The sequence below is a fragment of the uncultured Photobacterium sp. genome (assembly GCF_947502415.1).
In the GTDB taxonomy this organism is placed as follows: domain Bacteria; phylum Pseudomonadota; class Gammaproteobacteria; order Enterobacterales; family Vibrionaceae; genus Photobacterium.
Genome location: NZ_CANMZV010000002.1, coordinates 367,481 through 390,412, shown reverse-complemented (window position 1 = coordinate 390,412; position 22,932 = coordinate 367,481). Strand labels below are relative to the sequence as shown.

The following is a 22,932-nucleotide window of genomic DNA, read 5'->3' as shown; positions in this document are numbered from 1 at the left end:
GAGAACTAAATAATTAAACCAAGTGTAAAAATCAATACCTCCTCAACTAGGAGCTGATATATACTAATGATAAAAACCAAGAAAGACAAAAGAACAATACATCTATGAACTAAACAATTATTATTTTAAAATATGGCATACATTCGAACCTTCAATATTACCTCTTACACTGAAACTTAATTTTCTCAATAAACTTCAAACTCCTCAATAATAAAAGGATTATATTGGGATTATCAATATTTATGATTATGCTTATCACTTAGGCAAGTATTCGCTAGAGTCACTTTTTATAATTTGATGAAAAACCGCTAGTCTGTTATACCGCTGGGTTGAATTTGAATGTTTTTACCACACCAAGCAAACTCTATCACTGCGTTGTAAGGATCGTATTGATATCGCTTAGTGTTACCATACTCATCAACTTCTGAAATAATTCTTCCTAAAGAGTCGTAAGTATACTGTACCAGTGTGTTGTTATCTGTAACTAGCTTATTCAAACGCCCATCTCTGTCATAATCAAATGTAAGTACACTCTGATCATGGTTAAGAATAGTCTTAAGTTGACCTCTAGCATTGTAATTATATCGCGTTGTATAACCATCGCTGTCAGTTTCTGATATCAACCTATTATTGATATCATAATTAAATGTTTCTGTTCCAATATCAGATGAACTAACAATAATATTTTGATTGCTGTCATAAATATAATCTGCATTATTCCCTAACAAATCAGAAGAATGTATTACATTACCAATAGCATTGTTTTTATATTTGTACACATCGCCATTTGAGTAAGCAATCTCAGCCAAATTACGATTATCATCATAACGATAAGACTCCCAGAAATTATCAGGATAAATAATCTTTCTAAGACGTGAGTAACCCTTAGCATATCGCTTGTATTGATAAATTGTTTTAGCCACATCGTTTTGAGAATTATTAATACTTGAATCTCTATAATCTACATAATTTTCAGGATCAACATACCATGCCAGGCCAGACTCGGCATTATAAAAATACTCTGCTTTTCCACCCAAAGAACCTGTAATAGTAAGCCTACTGCTCATCCCCATAGGTTCACCAAAAGCTGGGTAAGTATCATATCTAGTAGTATATTCATCACTAGGTTCGAACATAAATTGCGTTTCGTCCTTTGCGTTTTTTAAAGATCTAATATGACCATCATCATTGTAACCAAGCTCAGTCAGATTACCCTGAATATCATTAATTGTGACTAGATTATTTTGAGCATCGTATTCAAATGATACTCTATATCCAGTTAATCCAGAAATCTGAATCAACCTATCTTGATTGTTATAAATAAGCGATATAAACCGCCCTTCTGCATTTTCGATTTTTACTAAAAGAGATTCTTTATAGTACAAATCTAGAGAGTTTCCAGTTCGGTCAACAGAGTGAATTAATCGATAGCTGTTATCATTTATCAATCTAAACTCTTTGTATGCACCACCAACATAAATCGCTTTTATCACATCTTCTGTAACGACCAACTTCGGCATTAATGCCGCATCACCAGATCCTAAGTGTTCTGTTTCAGCTATAAACTCTCGACCCGATAACACATACTCATCAATACGACCAAAAGAGCTATGATAAGTAAATCCATCGTTATTTTTGTTTTTAGTGATGAATTCACCGTAACTATGAACCCATCGGTTACCAAGATTGCTCTTTTCACTGAGCTCGCCCAACATATTGTAAGTGAGCGTAAAGTCAATATCAGGACCATATGCAGATTCATACCATATAGGAGTCTGCTGAATTACTAAATTCAAATTATTGACGTCTACAAACCATGTCGCGGAGCCATGTTCACAACAATCACTGCCAGTGTTACCTTCTGGATGATGAATATATCCAAAACCAAGAGGAGATGACGGTGGAGAAAAATCAGAGTCAGACGAGTTAACTATTATAAATAAAGCAATGCTGATTAATAACAAAACAAACAAGGATATTTTATTATAAAAAAACTTAAATTCTTTTTTCATCAGCTTGATATCTTTAATGGATGATTATTATTAGAAGTATTATTTAATTCATGATAAGCTTGTTGAATATTACGCTTCCAGGCCAAATATGCATATGCTCGCAATCTGGTATTGTAGGTGAATGCAATCAATAGTCTTATAGTATCGACCTCATCATCACTATTTATCCCTAGGAACTCCATCGAAGCTCTTGAGCTTAGTTGTGCTTTACCAATATCAATTGCATAAGAAAGTGATTCTGTTGTTTTCTTTGAAAAGTCATATGAGAGTATTCGTTGAAACTGTTTTGCTTCCTGTCTAATTGCTTTTTTAGCTGGTTCTGAGACCACAAGTACATCAATAAACACCTCAATATCATCACGTATTCCATTATTATTATGATCCGGACCAAGTAGTGAATCCGATCGTTCAAGCACAGGTTCAAATTTCCCGTATAAAACGGTTAACTGTTTACCTATAGGTTTTCCCTCAAGTTCTTTGAGTAACTCAGGAGTTTGCGCAATAATAAAATCACTATTGGTATCTACAGAATATAATGACGTGTTAGTTTTGGAAAATGCATTGAATACACTAAATAAAAAAATAATAGCAATTATTGGAATGGCCAAACGAAACATGAAATCCTCTTTTCAATACGGTGTTGAAATACAACACCTTTTAAGATTACTTCTACAAGTGTACCTAAGTGTGCATAAAACATAATTAATTGTTTTTATAAGATGATTTGAGATATTTATAGTTTAATCTATTAAGAGCCACACCCTAGGCCCAATAGAAAGGCCTCCTGAACAATTGTTCTAAAGGAGGCCTTTTAACTACATTAGGTAAGTGCTTTTAATCTACTAAAGTTAGCTAAACTAGTGCTAGTTTGTATGTTAAAACTGGTTCGGAGATAGCGTCAGAACGACCCTTCTGTTACAGCCATCTGCCCTGTTCTCTCTAACAGAACAAACAGGCTTTGACTCACCAAATCCTTTTGTAACAATTCGAGTTCCCTGAGCTAAAGTGTCCCGAAGATAACTAGCAACATTGTCAGCCCGGCGGTTAGAGAGTTTTAAGTTATATTTCTTAGCCCCAGTTGCATCAGCATGCCCTTCAATAACAATCGAAGTATCGTCATCTATCACGGTCAAATATTGCTTCAATATTTCTTTATGACTTTCAGTTAATTTTTGCTTATTGAAATCATATATTAAAACCAACGATTTTGTTTGGTTATCAAACAAACAAGATTCGCTGTCTGTTTTCTCCGAGGCTATCACCTCTGTCCTCACCGGATCCTTTGATTGTTGCTGCTGTACAATATTGAGTAACTCACCCTTTTTCTGCGTTGTCACATGAGTCGTTGAAGTCACTTCAACACTACGAACGTAAGTATTAGCAATATCTATACATGTGGCAGAAACAGCTCCCGGCACAACAGATAATAAAGCTAAAACAAGAATATTACGATTTATCATGACTTTAATCTTCCAGTTTCTTCATTTAATAGATTAAGAATATATTTATATACATCAGCGCCATCTTTAGCATGGAAAATCATATTTTCACCAACACAGTCATAGAAACCGTTTTCAGACTTATCGAGCAATAAATCAATACCAATCACACCAAAGGTAACTTTGACTTTTTCACCATAACGATTTTTTTTACGTTCTAGGTTTCTAACAATTTTTCTGCATAACCCCTTTTTAACTAACGTCTTAAGGTAATTCTTTTTTCTGAACGTTTGATAACTTCCTGGTACAAATCCAAATCTTTCAGTATCTTCACCATCTGATAACACAATAATCGCTTGTTCTGGGTTATACTCCCTCTGCTCATCAGTTACCTGTGCTGCACGAATCACACCTTGCCAAGATTGAGTCATAGCAGGATCTGATATTCTGAAGCTATTCAGTTCTTTCTGAAAACTATCATAATCTTCGGTCAATGGAATATCTTGAAAACCTTGGGACACTATGTTCTGACCTAGTCGTATAATTGGTTTATTTGGATTAAACATATCGGCAATCGTATCATCTTCACTTTCATTTACTATTTGGTCAATTATCACTCTTTCGCCGTTTATTTCCTGAAGGTTATAATGATGATAACCAATAAAAGCGACTCGACTTTTAACTCTATTATATTGATTAAAAACTTCTAACTCAGCTAACACCCGACTAATCGTTGCTTTAACGACATCAAACTTTCTCAAACTATAATCTGATCTGAATGGATCACCCATCGACTGACTCATATCAACCACAAAATAAATATCAACGGGTCGAGGTAAATATTTTCTTGTCGATGAAGTACTGGCCACCTTAAATGTTGGCCTTAAGTTAATCATTTTATAAGGCATCCATGAACGATGATTAGTCGTCGCACTGACTATGAAATCTGAAAATGGTGATTGCTCACCACTTTTTTGCACACAGCCATCATCATAATCACAAAGCTCTGAACCTACATGGATTTTTGTACCATTTAAATTAAATGGCATATATTCATCAACAATTTCCTGCGCCAGTTTCTTATTTGGTTTGTTCTTCCCGGTTGAAGTTGAAATCAAAGCCAAACTAGCAACTTCCGTCGCTTCAGTTAATTTTGCATGAGCCTGTAACTGCTGAGTTATCTGTATTGAAAATGCGAGAGTAGCCAAAGCTATCGGTAAAATCATAAAGAAAATAACTCCAGCCGCCCCTCTTTGCTTACGATACATATTATATCCTCGCATAAGTAAATGAAGATGAAACGACCCGCATCAAATTACCATCAGCTATCCCTGTTACATTAAATGGTGTTTCATAACAGAGTGTTACCTGATACATCGGTAAGTGACGATTTCTTGATGTTTTAGGTAACAAGCTTGTATTATTTTGAATGGAAGGCAAGTTACAGCCATCTAAACTTCCTGCCGTACGAACAGTATAAAACTTATTCGATTTTTCCTTCCGAAGCTCTTCAATTCTAATTCCAAGTTTATCAGGATTAAATTCACCAGACGTTCGTCCTAGAGATGCTTTAGCAATATCAAGCATATCATCAAGTACAGCTGAACATTTTCTTCTGTCAGAACACATATCACCTTCATCATTAAATAACTGTCTACGTTCAGACAAAATATTAACTAATGAATAAGAAAGACGATCTAATTTACCTTTCGTTGAAATGGCTATTGAATTGTTTATTTGAAAGTGAAATGCCATTGAAACAAACACTAATATGATTGCCAACTCAACAGTAAACGATCCATTTTGCTTACGACGCACAACTTGCTCCCGGACCAATTTTAAACTTACATCGCTCATATTCCTGTATAGCAATAAATTCTCTGCTAACTGCCACAGGCGGAATATATATATTAAACATCGGTTTAAAATTGTATGAAAGCTGATAAATAGCAATCGGCATATTCTTCGGTCTCTTAGATGCAAAGCGACATTCATCCAATGAGCGGTTATCTGCACTACAGCTTTTTAACGATTCATAATCACGAAAATAATAGATATTGCCTTTGACACTTTCTTTTTGAATAACTGTCGGCCATAAAACACCACCACCATCTTCTAATGCTTGTACTAATTTTTTAACATAATTTGCACTAACTGTACCGTCCGCCTTTCCTGCTTTTTTTGTTTCACTTACAGCCATTGTGATTGCGTGATCAGCAACTCCCATCGCATAGTTCATCAGGCACAAATCAAACCAAGAAAAAATCACCAAAATCAAAACAGGCAATCCTAAAGCAGCCTCAACGGCAACCGAGCCTTGTTGTTTTTTCATAACTTGATGTACCTTTTATTCGTATGCTCAACAACAAATACACCCTTGATATTCATATCAGCCATATATGCTTTAGCTCTTTCAAGATTATTGAACTCTCCAACACAGTAACGGTTCCATAAATCAGTGGTATAAGAATAAACTGCCCCATAATTCGATTTCAGGTAGTTAAGGTGTTCTGGTGTAATCACGTTATAAGTAGCTAAGACTTGAATACGATAAATATGCTCCACAGTAGTGTTCTTTTTATGTGGATTAAGTACTATTTTTTTTGTTTTTTGTTGTGAACTCTTTCTTGATTTTGGTTTGTCAGTAGATTGTGTGACTTTAGTTAGTGCCTTCGTTTTTTCCTGTTTTTGTACTTCTGACGACTTCAAATCTACATTTTGTTTACTAGCTTTTTGGCCAACACTTTGACTATCATCAGGTTTATTTTCTACAACATTACTTGATTCAGTTTGCTGCTCTTGAACAATTAAGCTACCTCGTAACTTCTCTAACTGTTCTCTTGCTTGCTCATCATTGTATATATCTTTTAATGCATCTAGTGCAATATCGTTTCTGCCAGCCTTTACCGAGGCAAGAATCAAATTAGAACGAAGCTTTGAATCATTCGGTGTCTGTAGATATAAATCATAAAGAATTTTCACAGCACTGCTAAAGTCATGCCGCATAATCTTTACAACCGCAATATTGTTTTTTATATTGTTGTCAGGCATACCGAGCTGTCGGCTTCTCTCAAATGCTGAAATTGATTTTTCATATAGTCCTTGTTCAGCGAATACCTTCCCGCTCAAGAAGAAATATCGACGTTCATCGCCAGATGCATCTCGAAATTGTTCTAGTAATTCTGTCGTTTTACTATATTCATGCTTCAAATAATTCATTTTAGCCATGGTATAAAGATATTCAGGCTTTTCGTAATCATCTTCATCGAAGGTACTTGAATATAGTTCAGCAGATTTTACATCCTTCAAGTCAAGATAAACCTGAACCAACTTTAATTTATAGCTAGCATTTTCTTTCAAGTTATCTTTATAAAACTGCACCAATTGAGCTGTTTCATTAGAACTAATCAACAAGCTCTCTTTACTTTCGAGCTCACTATTTGCTCCCCCTGTTGATACACAACCTGATAAAGCAAAAACAATTGGAATGACAACTTTTAAATTATTATGCATTGAACATCCTTACAATCCCTGGTGCAGCAATAAGAACAACGATTGGAACCATAATAAAAACAATAAGCGGAATTGACATTTGAGCGCCCAACTTCCCTATTTTTTCTTCCAATTCCATGATGTTAATTTCTCGAATATCGCTAGCCAAAGAGGAAAGAACAGGGCCTACTGATGAGCCATACTGTAAGCTTTGAGTCAAGGTCATCGCAAAGCTCTGTGCTTCACTCGTAGGAACTAACTCTACAAACTCATTTATTGCCTTTTCAATCCCAACTAAACGCGAACGTTCCACTGTCATTTTTACAGCGTAAGCTAAATTCTGATCAACAGTACTGATTTCTTTCGCTAAGTAATCAAGGCTAGATTCAATCGTCATACCGGTATGTACACAGACATTCATCAGATCGAGTAAAAAAGGTAATCGGCCACTAACCCGCTTAGTGATCTTTTTGGCTCTAGCTCCAACAAACATATCCAGTGCAAGCAAAAAGAACATCGTAGCCAAAGAAAGATAAAGGACGTATTTATCCAGTTCGAATTTGCCGGCAATAAATAGCCAAGTAATCACAATGAAAGCAATAGAAAAAGGGATAATTTTAAACAAATAGTAACTTTTGGCTATAAATTCACTATAGATACCCGCAGAAATTAGTTTTTTTCGATTCTCTTCATGATTAAAGCTGAAAGTATCAACGATTCTCATCAATACTTTCATTCGCTTTTTATCTTCTTCTGGCGTACCGACTATTTTATTAATGTTCATTCTGGCCTTAAGACCATCTGATAACATCATAATTAGTGCAGCAATTCCTAATGAACAAGCAAAACTAATAATCAGGAACAGTATACTAACGTCATTTAACATTATTACCCTACTCCACGTAATATCATAGATATACAAAAGAATCCAAACAGCTCACTAAATAGCACGTAGTAAAATATCCCTTTACCACCTTCTTCGAACATAACAAAGTTATAATTTTCAGGGCTCGTAAATCGAAGTATTAACAAAAAAATAACAGGTAGAAATGCAATGATTTTAGCTGATCCACGCGCTTCAGATGTCAATGCAAACTTCTTTTTATCCAAGGCTCGAGATTCGAACATAATACGGTTAATACGGGCAATAATGTCCTTTAACTGTCCACCTCGACTGAGATTTAGTCGTATTGTAGAAGCAAAAAAGAAGTACTCTATATATGGAAACGTTGAACTACTTCGAGCTAAAACCTCATCAGGATCTTCACCTATTAATAAACGCTCTGACATGTATCTAAATTCAGCACCTACTTCATTGTCTAGTTGTGTTCCAACATATTCGAACGCATGAACAATACTTTGTCCAGCTGAAAGCGCCCCAGATAAGATATTAAGTGCATCAGGGAAGTTATTTTGAAAACGTGCTTTACGCATTTGTCTCAACTTAACCATAAATGCAATCAACAATACTGGCTGACCGATTGCCAAACAATGCAAAATGTTTTGCCTAAACAAAAAGTAGTTCACACCATAAATAAATACAGCACTTCCCACAAAAAACAATATTAACTTAGTCGCAATATTTGGAGACAAGTCCGCCTTCAGCGAGTTAACAAACTCTTTTATCTTATATTTAAAAGAGATATCAAACTTTTCGGCGTCGATAACTGACTTAACGCCCTTTACACCTTCAAACTCACCTTCAAACTCGATAAAAGTATCGATTGTCTTTTTTGTTTTTCTCTCGGAGAAAAAAAATAACACTAGAAGAATAGATATAACGACTACCATAAATAGCATCATGTAAATATCTCCCGTACTGTGCCTTCAAGGCCAAAGAATTTTGCTCGTTCATAAATGATCGAACGAGATGACAAGCCTGGAGTTTTAAATACTCCTTTTACTTTTCCATCTTCAGTATTACCTTGATTATCAAAACGGAAAATATCTTCAAGCACCACGTTGTCGCCTTCAAGGCCGACGACTTCCGAGATAAACATCACCTTACGGCTTCCATCATGCAAACGCCTAACCTGAACAATTAAATCAACAGCGCTAACAATTGTCCGGCGTATAGCCTCAAGCGGCAGGCTACTGGTCGCCATCATCACCATGCTTTCAACACGAGCAACTGCATCACGAGGTGTGTTAGCGTGAAGTGTCGACATTGAACCATCATGTCCGGTATTCATTGCCTGAAGCATCTCGAACGCTTCAGCGCCACGACATTCCCCGACAATAATACGATCTGGTCGCATACGAAGGGCATTGATCACTAACTCTCGAGCTGATATTGCGCCAGTACCTTCAATACTGGCCTCACGGGTTTCCAAACGAACAATATGGGGCTGCTGGAGTTGCAATTCGGCAGCATCTTCAATCGTAACAATACGCTCACCATGACCAACAAAACCAGACATAGCATTAAGTAACGTTGTTTTCCCTGAGCCAGTACCACCTGAAATAAGAATATTGCACTTACAATGACTCGCAATAGAGATGACTTTCGCCATATCAACTGACATCGCACCAAATTCAACCAGGTTTTCCAACTTGATCTTATGTTCTTTAAATTTACGTATCGAGATTGACGTACCATCAATTGCTAACGGCGGAATGACAATATTAACTCGGCTACCATCTTCAAGGCGGGCATCACACAATGGTTTAGACTCATCAATCCGTCGACCTACATTAGAAGCAATCCGCTTTGCGATAGTATTCAACTGCTTTTCATTAACGAACTGTATTGGTGATTTTTCGACTTTACCGCCAATCTCAACAAAAATATCCGACGGCCCGTTAATCATGATATCGGATATATCATCATTATCGACAAGAGCCTGAAGTGGACCTAACCCTTTCAATTCAGCCAACAGAGCCTTAACCAATTCCAACCTCTGCACATTGGAGACCTGTAATTGCTTTCGATCAATAAGCAAATTTACAGAATCTTTTAATTGGGCTTCAAGGTCGCTATTGTTGATCTCTACTAGGCTGGAAGCATCAAGAGCGTCGAAAATCTCGTCGCGAATTTCAATATAAATGCGTTTGAATTGGTTCATTTGCTAAACAGTTTAAAACGTTTTTTACGAACAATGGTTTTACCGGTAAGGCTGGCAACAATAGTACGAATAGGATCGGAAAACTTGGTGTTCATAACACCAACAGGCCCTTCATGAACAAAGATTTTTTCTAATCCCGGCTCATACCCAATATCTATTGTATCCTTCTGCTTAATTCTTACTTTTGCGTTATCAAGCGGGATCACATAATCCTTTGCCGGACGCGTTTGGCTAAAAACTAATTGATGAGGTGTTTTACCCAATTTTCGCTTCAATGCGTTATATGCACGAAGTGACGACACTGACTGTTCACAGACAACAAAAATCCGGTGATACTTTTCCTGCATCTCTGAACCGTTAAGTTGATCGAAACTACTCAGTGGCATTGCATCAATAATAAAGTTGTATTCATCGACTAACTGTTGCGACAAGTTATACAGCGTTTGACTGTGCAGGCTAAAACCTTCACCGTGTTTTTCCAACATCAAATAATCAAGCTTTTCTCGTGCTTTATTGGTATATGTTCGGGCAATAGCACTATCAATGTCTCGCTCGGTAATATCCGAGCTTGTTTGCCTTACTTTTAACCCTTTTATGGCCAGAAACATGTCAGAATTAAGAGCGCCTGAATCATGATCTACCAGCAGCGTTTTCAAATTAGCACCTTCAGATAATGTATGTGCCAATAATGAGGTTATCGCTGAAAGACCTATTCCTCCCTTAGATCCCAAAAACAAAACCCGTTTAGCTATCCGAGTTTTCTTATGTGCCGTCTGTTCCTTACTGCCATTTAATGAAAGAATTGCGGCGAGCAGTTCATTCAGCTCTTCATCCAACAGTACATAATTAGCACCAAGAGCCAATACCTGATTTTTCACCTTAATCGAGTCAAGGTTACTCACGGTAATAATATTAATATCAACATCTAGCTGGGTAGCGATATCATTAACATCGGCAACGATGTCATTAACTGAGCGAAAATCTAATATCACATTACGGATTTTCTGTTTTATCTCATTCAACTCATCTTCATTATGAATATTCTTCATATGAATAGGTTCATGGAAACCTTCAATTGCATAAAGCTCTTTTACTGAATCAACAAAAGCTTTGTCCTCAGAGACAATCAGATCAACAATTTCAGCCTTACTACTTTCTCTATTTGTCGATGACTTAAATAAATTATCTAAATCCATATTATTACTCAACAGATGCTAAAGGGTTAACAAAACTAAGGTTACGGTTGTATTCCAGAGAACACCCAACGTTATACTCATCCTTATTGAATATATTTATTGCACCGCAGTCCTTTTCTCTGATCACTGTGTACTTAGCAATAACAACGATATCTTTTTCATTATCACCTTCGATCGCAATAGGAGTTATACTCTTTTTATTAACACCTAATTTATTCATTGCTAAAGTTATCTGCTCTAAAAACGAACCTAAAACAGGTTTATAGTAAATATCAAACTCAACCGATTCATTAGATTTGATAACATCACTGATAAAATTTTTCGTTTTTATCAAGGCTGTGGACTCATCAACAATATTAAATTCAAACGTCTCTTGAACTGAATCCATTGTTATCGTGTTATGAGCACTTTGTGATGTACAGCCACTGATAATAAGAGCGAACAAAACATAACAAATTAATCGTCGCATTAATTAAACCCTCCAGCCTGAATAGTTTGCTCAAGTTCTGAATCACGAATTCCTGAGAGATCAATATTGAATAGTCGTTCTAAATCACTTGTAGCATGGTAACTTGGTAATTTTATTTTTTTGCTTTTCACTGGATTTACCAAATTTACTGTAGCGACGATAACCAATTCAGTCTTGATTTTATTTGATTCGGTATATCGAAACATAGAGCCCAGAAGTGGAAGATCCCCAAAGAAAGGTACTTTGCTCAGAGATTCCATCTCTTCTGTTGTCAATAATCCAGCCAATACAAAACTTTGCCCGTCTTTCAACTGAACGGTAGTTTGTGCCTTGCGAGTTTTCAGTGTAGGTAAGTCTGAATAAATCCTGGTTTGGTCAATTGAACTCACTTCTGGAAGCATAGTTAAACGTATATTTTCGCTGTCCGTTACTTTGGCAACCATAGAGAGCTTAATACCGTACTCTTTATATATAATCGTTGTACCATCACGAGTTTGTACCGAAAGTGGTATTTCACCACCAACAAGAAAGCTGGCCGTTTCACCTGAAATGACTGAAAGATTTGGCTCTGCAAGCACCTGACCGATTTTATCGTCATTTTTTGCCGAAATAATTGCGACTATATCTTTGGCTGAAAAATCCAGTACATTCTGAACAATGCTACCTCCATCAGGGAACGAAAACATATCACTGTATTTCACACCCAACTTAGAAAGGAACGAGCTAGATACTTCGGCAACTGTTAACTTTACATTAATCTGTTCTGTAGCTAATACCTTCAAATTATTGATGATACCGTCATAATCATAATTCACAGTATAATTAAGGCCTTGAACCAGTTTTGACTTGTTTACCGTTTTACCTTTTTTTAACATTTCGCCGACTGTACGGTAGATTTGAGTCTTAATCTCCTCGCTGCTCACGATACCGTCCAATACAATCTGATCTCCAAGGTTATGTATAGTCACCTTTTCTTCTGGATATCTAGCAATCAGCATCTGCTTTACTGCTCGCAGGCTTTTGTTAATAACCAGTTCAGCATTATAAATTTCATTTCCGCCGCGATCATAAATAATGATTGATGCATCACCGGTACTTATCCCATATACCACGACCTTGGTATCATCAATCACTTTATAATCAGCCACCATCGGATCAGATACAAATACGGTATCAATTTTCCGACTCACCTTTATTGTTTTAGCCGCACCTTTATCAATACTGAATAGTTCACTAGCATAAGCATTATTTAATGTAACTAGCATAGCAGCAAGGACAGCTATTTTTTTCAATCCATTTTTAATCATTACGTTTACCTACCTGCACGTAACTCTCTGACACCATGAAGGCCATCAACAATGTCACTACTTTTTATTGAAATAAAGTGCTGTGAAAGATTCGACGGAACTAGGCTGACTTCTGAAATTTTTTGTGCCATTTCCAGTTTCAAAACTTCATTTACCTTAAGAGCAACAATAAGATTGAACCCTGAATTAACGTCACCATCTTCACTCGTTTCAAAATCATTAACTTTAACGACTTTTGCACCGCTAATGATAATTCGGCTTACAATGCTATCCAGTTCACTGTATCCTTGCTCTTTAATGTTTTCCTCTGATGATGTTGTAACAACAAAGCTTACTTCATCACCAGCATTAATTGGTACAGCACCAATAATGCCCGGGTTAGATACCTCATAATAATATGGAACTTCATCATCACGAAGCGATAGAAAAATATAGTCTTCATCACCAGAGTTTGCGACATCACTATTTTTCAGAAATGTCCCGGCCTCCAGGTTATGGCGATATAAACTACCTGGTTGAATTGCTGACTCAAGGTTTGTTTGAACACCATTTTCAATGGCTTCATTTTCATCCATGGTCACCACAATATAATCGCTAGATTTGATTTGTGATGATTTCGCCACTTTTTTGACTAACTGGATGGTATTAACCTTCTGTACAATCACTTCAGCTGTTTGCTGGGGCTCTGACACAAAGGTACTTTGTATATAAAGTATCCCCATCATCAGGATTGCAGCGATTGCAATAAACAATACTTTTCTATTCATTAGCGAACATTTATTTCAGGATGGGCTACGAACAAGGCCATACAGAACTATGCTCTATACGGCCTTACTGAGCTAACTCTATTCTTTATAAAATAGGAATTTTAAAACTTAGTCAGGTTAGCTACTATTAATCATTACCAATTGATTAATTGGTTTTTTTACCAGTTGTTTTACCAGTTGTTTTAGTGTCAGATGCAGCGCCAAGGTTAGATTCAATTGATGCCGCAGCTTTAGTCAGTGAATTTTTAATAACACCGTTATTAAAAATTGTTAGCAAAATACCAGACATAGCTACAGCAATAACCGCGTACTCGACAGCTGTTACACCGCGCTCATCTTTACCAAACTGACGAATTGATTTTTTTAATTTATCAAACATTCTTCCGTTTCCTTATTAGTGCTGGTTAATTTCGAGCACAAATTACGCACTTTCCCATAAAAGCTCCAAGTAAATATATTTATACGATTATAAGAATGCTTTATGCGCACTAAAAAGAAGGTTTAAAACAATGGATTAGGTATGGTTTAAGATGGGAATTAAATTTAAACGTTGTAATGCTTACATTTAACCAAGTTTCATTCAATCAGATTTTGGTAGATATCTGAGAGGCACAAGTTTATTGACGATAAACTCAACCGCAGTTTTATATTTTATTTGATAGAACCGTCAATAGAATACCGATTAACACTCTTTTTTTTGGGCTTAAACTCTCAAAAATAGCGCTATCCATAAGCAAACGCGGCGTAATAACTTTCAACGACACCTTCCCAATAGATGCCTAATCAATCTTCGTATTTTCTTTGATAAAGACTTAGCGACTCAATGACGACGAGGCCAATTTCCATTAGGATCTAGGCAAACAGAATGACTCAGATAAAACCATGACACCAATTATAGGTTTTGCCGGTTACAGCGGCTCAGGTAAAACAACCCTGCTTGAGCAGGCTATTCCTCTACTCAAGCAACGAGGATTGCGAATTGCCTTACTCAAACACAGCCACCACAGTATTGATCCGGACACACCGGGAAAGGACAGCTACAGGTTACGCCATGCAGGTTGTGCACAAACACTGATGGCGACTAAAGAAAGACACATGCTGTATTTCGAATATCCGGAACCGGATCGGGAAGAGCCAGAACTGCTAGCCTGCCTCAAGCAGTTCGATCATAGCCAACTGGATTTAGTTTTGGTTGAAGGTTTTCGGGATCAGCCGTTTGCAAAAATCGAAATTCATCGCCCTAGCTATGGCAAACCTTTACTGTTCCCGCAGGATCCACACATCATCGCTTTTGCTACCGATGGAGAGTGCCCGAATGGCTGTCAGCTTCCTCAGCTTGATCTAAACCAACCTGTAGATATAGCAACATTTATTGCTGATTGGTTAACAAAGCAATAGCTAATAATAAAAACGGAAAAGCGGGAGTCAGTGGCTCTCGCTTTTCCGTTTTTAGACGTATGGCTTAAACGCGCTTCTTCGTCATCAAAGAAACAGCCTTCGACTTAAATCGCCCAACCACCGGCGTAGAAGGCAACCAACACAACTGCAATGATCACAGTGCCGATGTTCAAGCGCTTCCATTCACCGGAAATTACCCGGCCGATCACCAGTGAACTAAAGCCAAGCATGATACCGGTAACGATATTACCAGTCAGTACGATAAATACCGCACACACCAGGCCGGAAAGTGCATCAACCGAATCAGCCATATCCAGTTTGCTGACATTACTCAGCATCAGCAAACCAACGTACATCAATGCAGGCGCGGTCGCGTAAGCAGGAACCAGATAACTAACCGGTGACAAAAACAGCATAAGCAGGAACAAACCACCTACGACAGTGGCGGTAAGACCGGTTTTACCCCCGGCAGCCGTACCAGCAGCTGATTCAATATAAACCGCAGCAGGTGCACCACCGACAAAACCAGAGAAAATACTGCTGACTGAGTCAGCGGTCAGGGCTTTACCACCGTTGATGATCTGGCCATCTTTATCCAACAGATTCGCCTGTCCGGCAACGGCACGAATAGTCCCGGTCGCATCAAAAATTGCCGTCATTACCAGCGCAAGTACACTCGGGATAATAATCGGATTCAACGCCCCCATAATATCCATTGTGCCAAGCAGTGATTCGCCTTCTGCGCCGAATGAAGGCATGGCAAACAGCCCTTGATATTTCACATTAGGGTCAAAAATCAGGCCGAAAGTAGATATGGCGACAATCACAAGCAAGATACCGCCTGGTACACGACGTTTCTCCAGACCAAAAATTGCAGCCAAACCAATTAATGACATCAAAACAGGTAGCGAGGTGAATTCACCCAGAGTTACAGGAAGCCCTTGATACGGGTTTTTCACCACCAGGCCAACACCGTTCGCAGCAATTAGCAACAAGAAAAGTCCGATACCAATGCCGGTACCATGAGCGATACCAAATGGCAGATTAGTAAGTATCCACTGACGAACGCCTGTCACTGTAATCGCGGTAAAGAGAATACCCATCAAGAACACCGCCCCCAGCGCAACAGGAATACTGATCCCCTGCCCTAGTACTAAACTAAATGCGGTAAATGCCGTAAGAGAGATGGCACAGCCGATAGCCATCGGTAACTTCGCCCAAAGTCCCATCAGCAATGAACCAAAAGCCGCTACCAGACAGGTCGCTATAAATACCGCCCCCTGATTAAAACCAGCAGCACCTAACATACTCGGTACTACAATTACCGAATACACCATCGCAAGGAAAGTTGTTAAACCTGCAACCATCTCCTGCTTAACGGTACTGCCGCGTGCTGAAATATGAAAATACCCGTCTAATCCGCCTTTAGGTTGTGCTTCTGTTGTTATCACGGCGGTGTCGCTTTGAATTGTACTATTTTCAGACATGATTATTGTTCCTTGTTTGTCATGAGCCAGGAGAGCGCGATGACCTGCGGTCGACAAGACGCCCTCTCCACGGCTCTGTAAGGTTGTTGAGCTTCCTCTCAACGTAAATTTCAATTACCCCTAACACTTCTTCACTTATTTCTGTTACTGCGATTTCTACGGTTACAAATTTTAAATTGCGCCTCAGCCACGCTCGTATACCAGACGACCATCAACATAAGTCCGGTAAATACTGCGGTCATCTCCCAGCGTCATCAGCATGAACAGCTTCTCAGCAAGATCTTTCGAACTATCAAAGCGCAATTGCTGCAATGGTGTAGCGCAAGGATCAATCACCACGAAATCCGCCTCTTTCCCGACTTCGAAGTTACCAATCAGGTGATCCAGCGATAGCGACTTAGCGGCTCCTAACGTCGCCAGATAGAAGGCCTCAAATGCTGAGAGTCGATGCTGCTGTAACTGCATCACTTTGTAGGCTTCGTTGAGTGTTTGCAGCATATTAAATGTCGTGCCGGCACCGATATCCGTCCCCATACCGACTTTTACATTACGCTGCCACGCTTCCTGCAACTTGAACAAGCCGCTACCAAGATAGAGGTTGGAAGTCGGACAAAATGCGATTGCGGAATCCGTATCCTGCAGGCAATCCCACTCTTTGTCTTCGAGATGAATGCAATGCGCAAACACACTCTTAGACCCCGTCAGGCCATGATGATGATAAACATCAAGGTAACCATCCTGCTCCGGATATAGCTCCTTCACCCACTCAATTTCATTCTTGTTCTCACACAAGTGAGTATGAATGTAGGTATCCGGATACTCTTCTTTCAGCTTTCCGGCCATCGCCAGTTGTTCTGGAGTAGAAGTTGGCGCAAAACGTGGGGTGATCGCATACAGCAAACGACCACGTTTGTGCCATTTTTCAATCAATTCTTTGGTCTGGTTATAGCCGATTTCAGGCGTATCCAGCAGGTAATCCGGCGCGTTACGATCCATCATCACCTTACCGGCAATCATCCGCATGTTAATTTTTTCGGCTTCTTCAAATAGCGCATCGACTGATTCAGGGTGAACCGTACCGAATACCAGTGCCGTTGTTGTACCATTACGCAGCAATTGCTTAATGAAAAAGGTCGACATTTCGCGGGAGTAATCTTTGTCTTTGTAACGTGCTTCTGTTGGGAAAGTGTAATTATTCAGCCATTCAAGCAACTGCTCACCGTAGGCTCCGACCATCTCAGCCTGCGGGTAGTGGATGTGCGTATCAATAAAGCCCGGCATTACCATCTTGCCCGGATAGCTGCGTACCCGAACAGATGACGGTACTCTATCTTTGCCTTCGCTCCAGGGGCCGACCCACTCAATACGACCATTTTCTATCAACAGCAAGCCATCTTCGATAAAGCGAATATTTTTCTCGATCTCTTCCGGCTTATCGACCACATGAGCAATATCCATAATTGACGCGCGGATCGCTTTAATTGATTGGGAATATTCCATAATTACCTCTGTTTAATGTCTTTGTACGCCAACCTGCTTTTCTGCATGAAGCTTGTAGGGTGACTTCATGCACAGGCCTCGTACTGACCTTTTTATAAATCCGTTGTGTGAAGTTTCTCTGATTTAAGCTTAATTGGCTTTCCCGTTAACTTCGCTCAAGCTCCGTCTGTTGACGGGCGAGCTTTTCCTCCTCTTCAAGAGCGCGATTACACGCTTCACACTCTTTGATTTGTTCTTCCAATGCTTCGCGTTTTTCCTGAGCACTTTCCGCTTCATCGGCGCGGTTAATACCAAGCCCAATATTCAGGAAAAGTGCAACCAGTGAACCGGTTGTGATCCCCGAGCCCAAAATAACCTGCATAGAATCAGGTAAGTAAGCGAGAATTTCAGGGCGAACAGTCACCGCCATGCCTGAAGCAACACCAACAGCGATGATCAGCATGTTACGTTTAGTGAAATTAATACGTGAGAGAATGCCGATACCGGCCGAAATGATCATGGCGAACATCACCAAGCCTGCACCGCCCAAAACAGGTGAAGGAATGGTGACAACAACACCGCCCAGTTTAGGGAACATGCCAGCCAGCAGCATAATCACACCCGTAACGGCTACGACGTGACGACTGGCCACACCAGTAATAGAAACAATGCCCACATTCTGACTAAATGACGAGAAAGGTGTCGCACCGAAGATAGAGGCAAGCGCGCTACCTATACCATCGCACAGAATCCCTTTCGACAGTTTCTTTCCTGTCAACTTGGTATGGGTCGCATCACTGAGGGCGAGAAAGTCGCCGGTCGATTCCATGATTGTTACCAGATAGGCAATTGACATCCCGATAATCCCGCTGACAGTAAAGCTCAGGCCAAACGGTACAATTTGCGGCAAGGCAAAAAAAGCGGCGTCATGAACCGGGCTAAAATCGACAATCCCCATGAATATCGCCACGATATAACCCACAATCATGCCTATCACAATGGCGGCGGCGGAGATAATCCCTTTGCCGACCTGTGACAGCACAATGACCACCACCAGCACCAAACTACCCAGCATCAGGTTACTGAGTTCACCATAGCCATCCTGACCGACAAAACCACCGGCAAACCAGTCGACAGAAACCGGCAGGATAGTCAGGCCAATTAGCACCACGACGGTACCGGAGACGACAGGCGGAAACAGCTTGCGAATTTGCGGCATGAAGCGGCTACCGATGATCATCACCAGCGACCCAACCAGCGAGGCGCCAAAAATACCGGACACCCCGGCATCAAGGCCGATGGAAATGGAAATAGCCACAAAGGTGAAACTGGTACCCATCACCACAGGCAAACGGATACCCACCGGGCCAACCCCTTTGCACTGAATAATAGTCACGACACCGGACACCATCAGTGCAGCATTGACCAAGGTGACCATCTGCTCAGTTGGCAAACCAATAGCACTACCGACCACAAGCGGTACGGCAATAATAGCTCCCATGGCGGCAAGCATGTGTTGTAAGGCAAGTAAAATGGAAGCCCCGACAGGTGGCTTGTCTTCGACGTTATAAAATAGTTTCATTTCAATACCATCCGTTTCTTTGCACTTCCCTGGATCCGCTTCTGTCTGCAATGCAGCGTTGCATACACAGATATGCAGCATCCCCGTGGAAAGATGGGACGAGTATAGAATCGATAACCTAGCCAAAATCCCCAAGGGTCTCTCACCTGACGAAACGCCAGATGTTGCCTTACCCCAACACACTATGACTGAAACGAACTTCAGTCCAAACAGGCCAAGCTATGACAGCTCACTCGTTATACCAACCGGGATAAGTAAAAGTTCAGATAATTGCGCAGGAAAAATGATCAAATACTTATGCTGATTGGTATTCATTTAAGAAAACGGCCATCTCCCATCCCCTGAAAATGACCGCTTCTCACATTACTTAGAGCTTATTAAGGCCACGAAGTACTTTTTCTGGCGTGAAGTGCCAATCACGTAACCAGACTCCGCAAGCATCATGGATTGCCGAGGCAATCGCAGGTGCAGCACCATTAACACCGATTTCGGAAATCGACTTGGCCCCATATGGACCGACCGGATCATCACTTGGCACCAGCACCGCGCGGAAGTCGCGAGGAATATCACCAATCTTCGGTGCGCCGTAGCTCTTCAGATCACGAGTGACCGGAATACCGTTCTCATCGTAAATCAGCTCTTCGGTCATACTGTGGCCGATAGCGCGCATGCTGGCACCATAAATCTGGCCTAATGCCAAATCCGGATTAACCGGCGTTCCGCAATCCAGCAAGGCGTGGAATTTGTCCAGCCTGATTTCACCGGTGCGGGTGTTTACAGCCACTTCAGCGAAATTTGCGCCATACGGGAAGGCAAACTCAGGCGTAGTAAAGCAACCCGTTGCCAGTAGCTGTCCCCAGCCCGTTCCGCTTTCGGCTTTATGGGCAATGTCGAAATAGCTGACTTCACCAGATTTACCCTTGACCAGTCCCGGCGCGACAATTTCAACATCCTCAGCCGGTTCACCGAGCATCTCAGCACCACACTTAAGGATTTTATCTCGCATCACTTCGGCAGCACGCTTAGCCGCATTACCGGAGAAACAAGTACCTGATGATGCATACGCCCCTTTATCAAACGGCGCATGATCAGTATCACCGGAATGGATAGTGATCTCATCCATCGGACAACACAGCACTTCCGCCGTCAGCTTACTGATCACCGTATCCAGACCTGTCCCGATATCAGCACCACCAGAGTGAACAATAAATGTACCGTCCGATGCCATCTTGATACTACAGTTGGCCTGGTCAATATCTGGAATGCCTGATTTTTGCTGAATGATCGCGACACCACGGCCTACTTTCCAGTCTCCTTCGGCGTCTTTCGGTGAATCCCACTCAATCAGCTGACGGCCTTCGCGCAGAATCGCTTCCAGAGCACAGCTATGAACTTTCGGCGCGCTAGTCGGCATCTTACCTTCACCGATTGCAGCCAAAATTTTCAGTTCCTGTCCTTCAACAACACGGTTTTTCTCAACCATATCAAGATGGTCGATTCCCAGCTCATCAGCCATTTCTGACATCGCCATAGTCAAAGCAAAGTTACCTTTCGGTGCTCCGTAGCCTTGATATGCACCGGTCGGACAGATGTTTGAATAATAGGTCGTGACACGGAAATCAACGTTGTCACAAGGGTATAGCGGTAGCGACAATGCCGGACCATTACTTGGTACTGTCAGTGCGTGGTTACCGTAAGGGCCGGTATTAGCGCGGAATTCCATATCAATCGCAGTCAGGGTACCGTCTTTCTTCGCACCCAGCTTCACCGTCACCTTGGCAACGTGACGGGTAGAGTTACAGATAAACTCTTCTTCACGGGTGTGGTGGAAATAAACCGGGCGGCCGGTTGTCCAGGTTGCCCAGGCACAAACATCTTCCAACAAGATGTCCTGCTTAGAACCGTAACCACCACCAACGCGTTCTTTAACGATATGAACTTTGTTCTGCTTCACACCCAGAATTTTCGCTACCTGACGGCGAACGTGCCATGGCACCTGAGTTGAGTCATGCATTATCAGACGTTCACCATCCATATAGCTGTAGCAGATATGAGTTTCAACTGGCAATTGCTGTACCTGCTTGGATTCATAGGTACGCTCAAGAATGACATCGGCTTCATCAAAGCCTTTTGCCAAATCACCGATATGACCACGAACACTGGCTGCAATGTTCTTGCGTGGGAAACACCCGATTGGGAAGTTAACCACCAGCTTGCCTTCACGCGGATCAGCATTGCAGTTCTGCTCTTCCAGATCATCCGGCGCACCAACACCATACTCGATTGGCTCGTTGTGAATAATCGGTGCATCTGCGGCCATTGCTTCGTCAATGGTCATAACAGGCTTAAGCACGTCGTACTCAACTTCAATCAACGCCAGGGCCTGCTCAGCTATTTCAGGACTTTCAGCAACAACTGCGGCTACTCGGTCACCCACGTGGCGCAACTTCTGGCCGAACATACGGCGATCTAGCGGAGATGGCTCTGGCGCACTTTGTCCACCAGGCGTATAAGGCACATCCGGACAGTTCTTATGAGTAATAACCGATACCACACCAGTCAATGCTTCAGCCCTGCTGACATCCAGATGCTTGATCCAGGCATGTGGATGTGGGCTGCGCAGCATTTTTATTACACAGGCATTGACAGGAATACGATCCTCTACATAACAAGGCTTAGCCTGAACCATTACCGCTGAATCAATCTTCGGACAATTTTTACCAACGATGGTCAGATCATCACGAAATTCCGGTGCAAACTGCTGATGGTATTTCGGATCAGCAAGACGCTTAACAGCCAACTCAACCACTTCGTAAAACTGCTGATAACCGGCATCTCGGCTGAATAGGCCAGACAGTGCATCATCAACCTCTTCACGAGTTGGTTGAGGGTTGCTTTCCAGCAGCTGAGTCAGAATCAATGCCAAAGCCGGATCATTATAACCAGACTGCACGACACCAACATCAATCATGGCTTGCTGAACCAGACTAAGCTGATTCCACGCACCCAGCGACTCAGCCGTCTGCACTTCCGCACCTTCAAGCTGTGCTGCGATCAAAAGAGAGGCGTTAACCAAATCACCATTTAGCAAAATGACATCTGACCCGGCAAAGCCGTAACCATCATCACTGTTACGCACAGAGTGCAAACCCATACCGTGCAGTAATTTCTGAACATTTTCGCCAAGAGCGCATTCTAAAACCTGAGGACGGCCATTAAGGTTAAAGTGAATAGTCATG

At 40.9% G+C, this 22,932-nt stretch carries 20 protein-coding genes; 1 reads left to right on the top strand and 19 read right to left on the bottom strand.

Annotated features, from left to right (window positions below):
* Window positions 1-308 precede the first annotated feature (308 nt).
* The 15 genes from Q0852_RS04050 to Q0852_RS03980 form a co-directional block, all read right to left on the bottom strand.
* Window positions 309-2,012 carry a hypothetical protein gene (locus Q0852_RS04050; RefSeq protein WP_299014196.1) on the bottom strand — a complete coding sequence of 568 codons (1,704 nt, stop codon included), beginning with the start codon at window positions 2,010-2,012 and terminating at the stop codon, window positions 309-311.
* Window positions 2,012-2,629, bottom strand: a complete 618-nt coding sequence (locus tag Q0852_RS04045) for a chromosome partitioning protein ParA (RefSeq protein WP_299014194.1) — start codon at window positions 2,627-2,629, stop codon at window positions 2,012-2,014. Before Q0852_RS04045 ends, Q0852_RS04050 begins: the two co-directional genes overlap by 1 nt.
* A gap of 258 nt (window positions 2,630-2,887) precedes the next feature.
* Window positions 2,888-3,472 (bottom strand): OmpA family protein, encoded by a 585-nt coding sequence (locus tag Q0852_RS04040; RefSeq protein ID WP_299014191.1) that lies wholly within the window; start codon window positions 3,470-3,472, stop codon window positions 2,888-2,890.
* Window positions 3,469-4,719, bottom strand: coding sequence for a pilus assembly protein (locus Q0852_RS04035; RefSeq protein ID WP_299014188.1), 1,251 nt, complete (start codon window positions 4,717-4,719; stop codon window positions 3,469-3,471). Before Q0852_RS04035 ends, Q0852_RS04040 begins: the two co-directional genes overlap by 4 nt.
* Before the next feature lies 1 nt (window position 4,720).
* Window positions 4,721-5,269 carry a tight adherence pilus pseudopilin TadF gene (tadF, locus tag Q0852_RS04030; RefSeq protein ID WP_299014186.1) on the bottom strand — a complete coding sequence of 183 codons (549 nt, stop codon included), beginning with the start codon at window positions 5,267-5,269 and terminating at the stop codon, window positions 4,721-4,723.
* Complete coding sequence (locus tag Q0852_RS04025) at window positions 5,259-5,783, bottom strand: TadE family protein (RefSeq protein ID WP_299014183.1); 525 nt, start codon at window positions 5,781-5,783, stop codon at window positions 5,259-5,261. The genes tadF and Q0852_RS04025 overlap by 11 nt, the downstream gene beginning before the upstream one ends.
* On the bottom strand, window positions 5,780-6,964 hold the full coding sequence (locus tag Q0852_RS04020) for a pilus assembly protein TadD (RefSeq protein WP_299014181.1): 1,185 nt from the start codon (window positions 6,962-6,964) through the stop codon (window positions 5,780-5,782). The genes Q0852_RS04025 and Q0852_RS04020 overlap by 4 nt, the downstream gene beginning before the upstream one ends.
* On the bottom strand, window positions 6,957-7,829 hold the full coding sequence (locus tag Q0852_RS04015) for a type II secretion system F family protein (protein ID WP_299014178.1): 873 nt from the start codon (window positions 7,827-7,829) through the stop codon (window positions 6,957-6,959). The genes Q0852_RS04020 and Q0852_RS04015 overlap by 8 nt, the downstream gene beginning before the upstream one ends.
* Before the next feature lie 2 nt (window positions 7,830-7,831).
* Entirely contained in the window at window positions 7,832-8,746 is a 915-nt protein-coding gene (locus Q0852_RS04010) for a type II secretion system F family protein (protein ID WP_299014175.1), read from the bottom strand.
* A complete protein-coding gene (locus tag Q0852_RS04005; protein WP_299014172.1) occupies window positions 8,743-10,008 on the bottom strand; it encodes a CpaF family protein in 1,266 nt (421 codons plus the stop codon). The genes Q0852_RS04010 and Q0852_RS04005 overlap by 4 nt, the downstream gene beginning before the upstream one ends.
* Entirely contained in the window at window positions 10,005-11,204 is a 1,200-nt protein-coding gene (locus tag Q0852_RS04000) for a type II secretion protein (RefSeq protein ID WP_299014169.1), read from the bottom strand. The genes Q0852_RS04005 and Q0852_RS04000 overlap by 4 nt, the downstream gene beginning before the upstream one ends.
* Before the next feature lie 4 nt (window positions 11,205-11,208).
* Complete coding sequence (locus Q0852_RS03995; RefSeq protein WP_299014164.1) at window positions 11,209-11,673, bottom strand: hypothetical protein; 465 nt, start codon at window positions 11,671-11,673, stop codon at window positions 11,209-11,211.
* Window positions 11,673-12,938: a pilus assembly protein N-terminal domain-containing protein gene (locus tag Q0852_RS03990; RefSeq protein ID WP_299014314.1), complete on the bottom strand. Its 1,266-nt coding sequence runs from the start codon at window positions 12,936-12,938 to the stop codon at window positions 11,673-11,675. Before Q0852_RS03990 ends, Q0852_RS03995 begins: the two co-directional genes overlap by 1 nt.
* Window positions 12,939-12,985: 47 nt before the next feature.
* Window positions 12,986-13,747, bottom strand: a complete 762-nt coding sequence (locus Q0852_RS03985; protein ID WP_299014161.1) for a pilus assembly protein CpaB — start codon at window positions 13,745-13,747, stop codon at window positions 12,986-12,988.
* Between the two features lie 145 nt (window positions 13,748-13,892).
* Entirely contained in the window at window positions 13,893-14,126 is a 234-nt protein-coding gene (locus Q0852_RS03980) for a Flp family type IVb pilin (protein ID WP_299014159.1), read from the bottom strand.
* A 503-nt stretch (window positions 14,127-14,629) separates the two neighbouring features.
* On the opposite strand from Q0852_RS03980, the gene mobB reads away from it, so the two are divergent.
* On the top strand, window positions 14,630-15,145 hold the full coding sequence (mobB, locus tag Q0852_RS03975) for a molybdopterin-guanine dinucleotide biosynthesis protein B (protein WP_299014157.1): 516 nt from the start codon (window positions 14,630-14,632) through the stop codon (window positions 15,143-15,145).
* A 104-nt stretch (window positions 15,146-15,249) separates the two neighbouring features.
* On the opposite strand, the gene Q0852_RS03970 is transcribed toward mobB, so the two are convergent.
* The 4 genes from Q0852_RS03970 to Q0852_RS03955 all read right to left on the bottom strand — a co-directional run bounded on the left by Q0852_RS03970 (window position 15,250) and on the right by Q0852_RS03955 (window position 22,931).
* Window positions 15,250-16,632: an NCS2 family permease gene (locus tag Q0852_RS03970; RefSeq protein WP_299014154.1), complete on the bottom strand. Its 1,383-nt coding sequence runs from the start codon at window positions 16,630-16,632 to the stop codon at window positions 15,250-15,252.
* Window positions 16,633-16,815: 183 nt separating this feature from the next.
* Window positions 16,816-18,132, bottom strand: a complete 1,317-nt coding sequence (guaD, locus tag Q0852_RS03965) for a guanine deaminase (RefSeq protein ID WP_299014151.1) — start codon at window positions 18,130-18,132, stop codon at window positions 16,816-16,818.
* A gap of 145 nt (window positions 18,133-18,277) precedes the next feature.
* On the bottom strand, window positions 18,278-19,693 hold the full coding sequence (locus Q0852_RS03960) for a solute carrier family 23 protein (RefSeq protein ID WP_299014148.1): 1,416 nt from the start codon (window positions 19,691-19,693) through the stop codon (window positions 18,278-18,280).
* A gap of 367 nt (window positions 19,694-20,060) precedes the next feature.
* The gene (locus tag Q0852_RS03955; protein ID WP_299014143.1) at window positions 20,061-22,931 is read right to left on the bottom strand and encodes a molybdopterin-dependent oxidoreductase Mo/Fe-S-binding subunit; all 2,871 of its coding nucleotides are present in this window, start codon (window positions 22,929-22,931) and stop codon (window positions 20,061-20,063) included.
* Between the last annotated feature and the right edge of the window lies 1 nt (window position 22,932).

Bases quoted from the DNA above. Each gene is read 5' to 3' on its own strand.
- Q0852_RS03955 (WP_299014143.1), bottom strand. From the start codon at position 22,931: ATGACTATTCACTTTAACCTTAATGGCCGTCCTCAGGTTTTAGAATGC.
- Q0852_RS04050 (WP_299014196.1), bottom strand. From the start codon at position 2,012: ATGAAAAAAGAATTTAAGTTTTTTTATAATAAAATATCCTTGTTTGTT.
- Q0852_RS04010 (WP_299014175.1), bottom strand. From the start codon at position 8,746: ATGATGCTATTTATGGTAGTCGTTATATCTATTCTTCTAGTGTTATTT.
- Q0852_RS03990 (WP_299014314.1), bottom strand. From the start codon at position 12,938: ATGCTAGTTACATTAAATAATGCTTATGCTAGTGAACTATTCAGTATT.
- Q0852_RS04035 (WP_299014188.1), bottom strand. From the start codon at position 4,719: ATGTATCGTAAGCAAAGAGGGGCGGCTGGAGTTATTTTCTTTATGATT.
- Q0852_RS04015 (WP_299014178.1), bottom strand. From the start codon at position 7,829: ATGTTAAATGACGTTAGTATACTGTTCCTGATTATTAGTTTTGCTTGT.
- Q0852_RS03995 (WP_299014164.1), bottom strand. From the start codon at position 11,673: ATGCGACGATTAATTTGTTATGTTTTGTTCGCTCTTATTATCAGTGGC.
- Q0852_RS03970 (WP_299014154.1), bottom strand. From the start codon at position 16,632: ATGTCTGAAAATAGTACAATTCAAAGCGACACCGCCGTGATAACAACA.
- Q0852_RS04025 (WP_299014183.1), bottom strand. From the start codon at position 5,783: ATGAAAAAACAACAAGGCTCGGTTGCCGTTGAGGCTGCTTTAGGATTG.
- mobB (WP_299014157.1), top strand. From the start codon at position 14,630: ATGACACCAATTATAGGTTTTGCCGGTTACAGCGGCTCAGGTAAAACA.
- Q0852_RS03960 (WP_299014148.1), bottom strand. From the start codon at position 19,693: ATGAAACTATTTTATAACGTCGAAGACAAGCCACCTGTCGGGGCTTCC.
- Q0852_RS03980 (WP_299014159.1), bottom strand. From the start codon at position 14,126: ATGTTTGATAAATTAAAAAAATCAATTCGTCAGTTTGGTAAAGATGAG.
- Q0852_RS04045 (WP_299014194.1), bottom strand. From the start codon at position 2,629: ATGTTTCGTTTGGCCATTCCAATAATTGCTATTATTTTTTTATTTAGT.
- Q0852_RS04040 (WP_299014191.1), bottom strand. From the start codon at position 3,472: ATGATAAATCGTAATATTCTTGTTTTAGCTTTATTATCTGTTGTGCCG.
- Q0852_RS04020 (WP_299014181.1), bottom strand. From the start codon at position 6,964: ATGCATAATAATTTAAAAGTTGTCATTCCAATTGTTTTTGCTTTATCA.
- Q0852_RS03985 (WP_299014161.1), bottom strand. From the start codon at position 13,747: ATGAATAGAAAAGTATTGTTTATTGCAATCGCTGCAATCCTGATGATG.
- guaD (WP_299014151.1), bottom strand. From the start codon at position 18,132: ATGGAATATTCCCAATCAATTAAAGCGATCCGCGCGTCAATTATGGAT.
- Q0852_RS04000 (WP_299014169.1), bottom strand. From the start codon at position 11,204: ATGGATTTAGATAATTTATTTAAGTCATCGACAAATAGAGAAAGTAGT.
- Q0852_RS04005 (WP_299014172.1), bottom strand. From the start codon at position 10,008: ATGAACCAATTCAAACGCATTTATATTGAAATTCGCGACGAGATTTTC.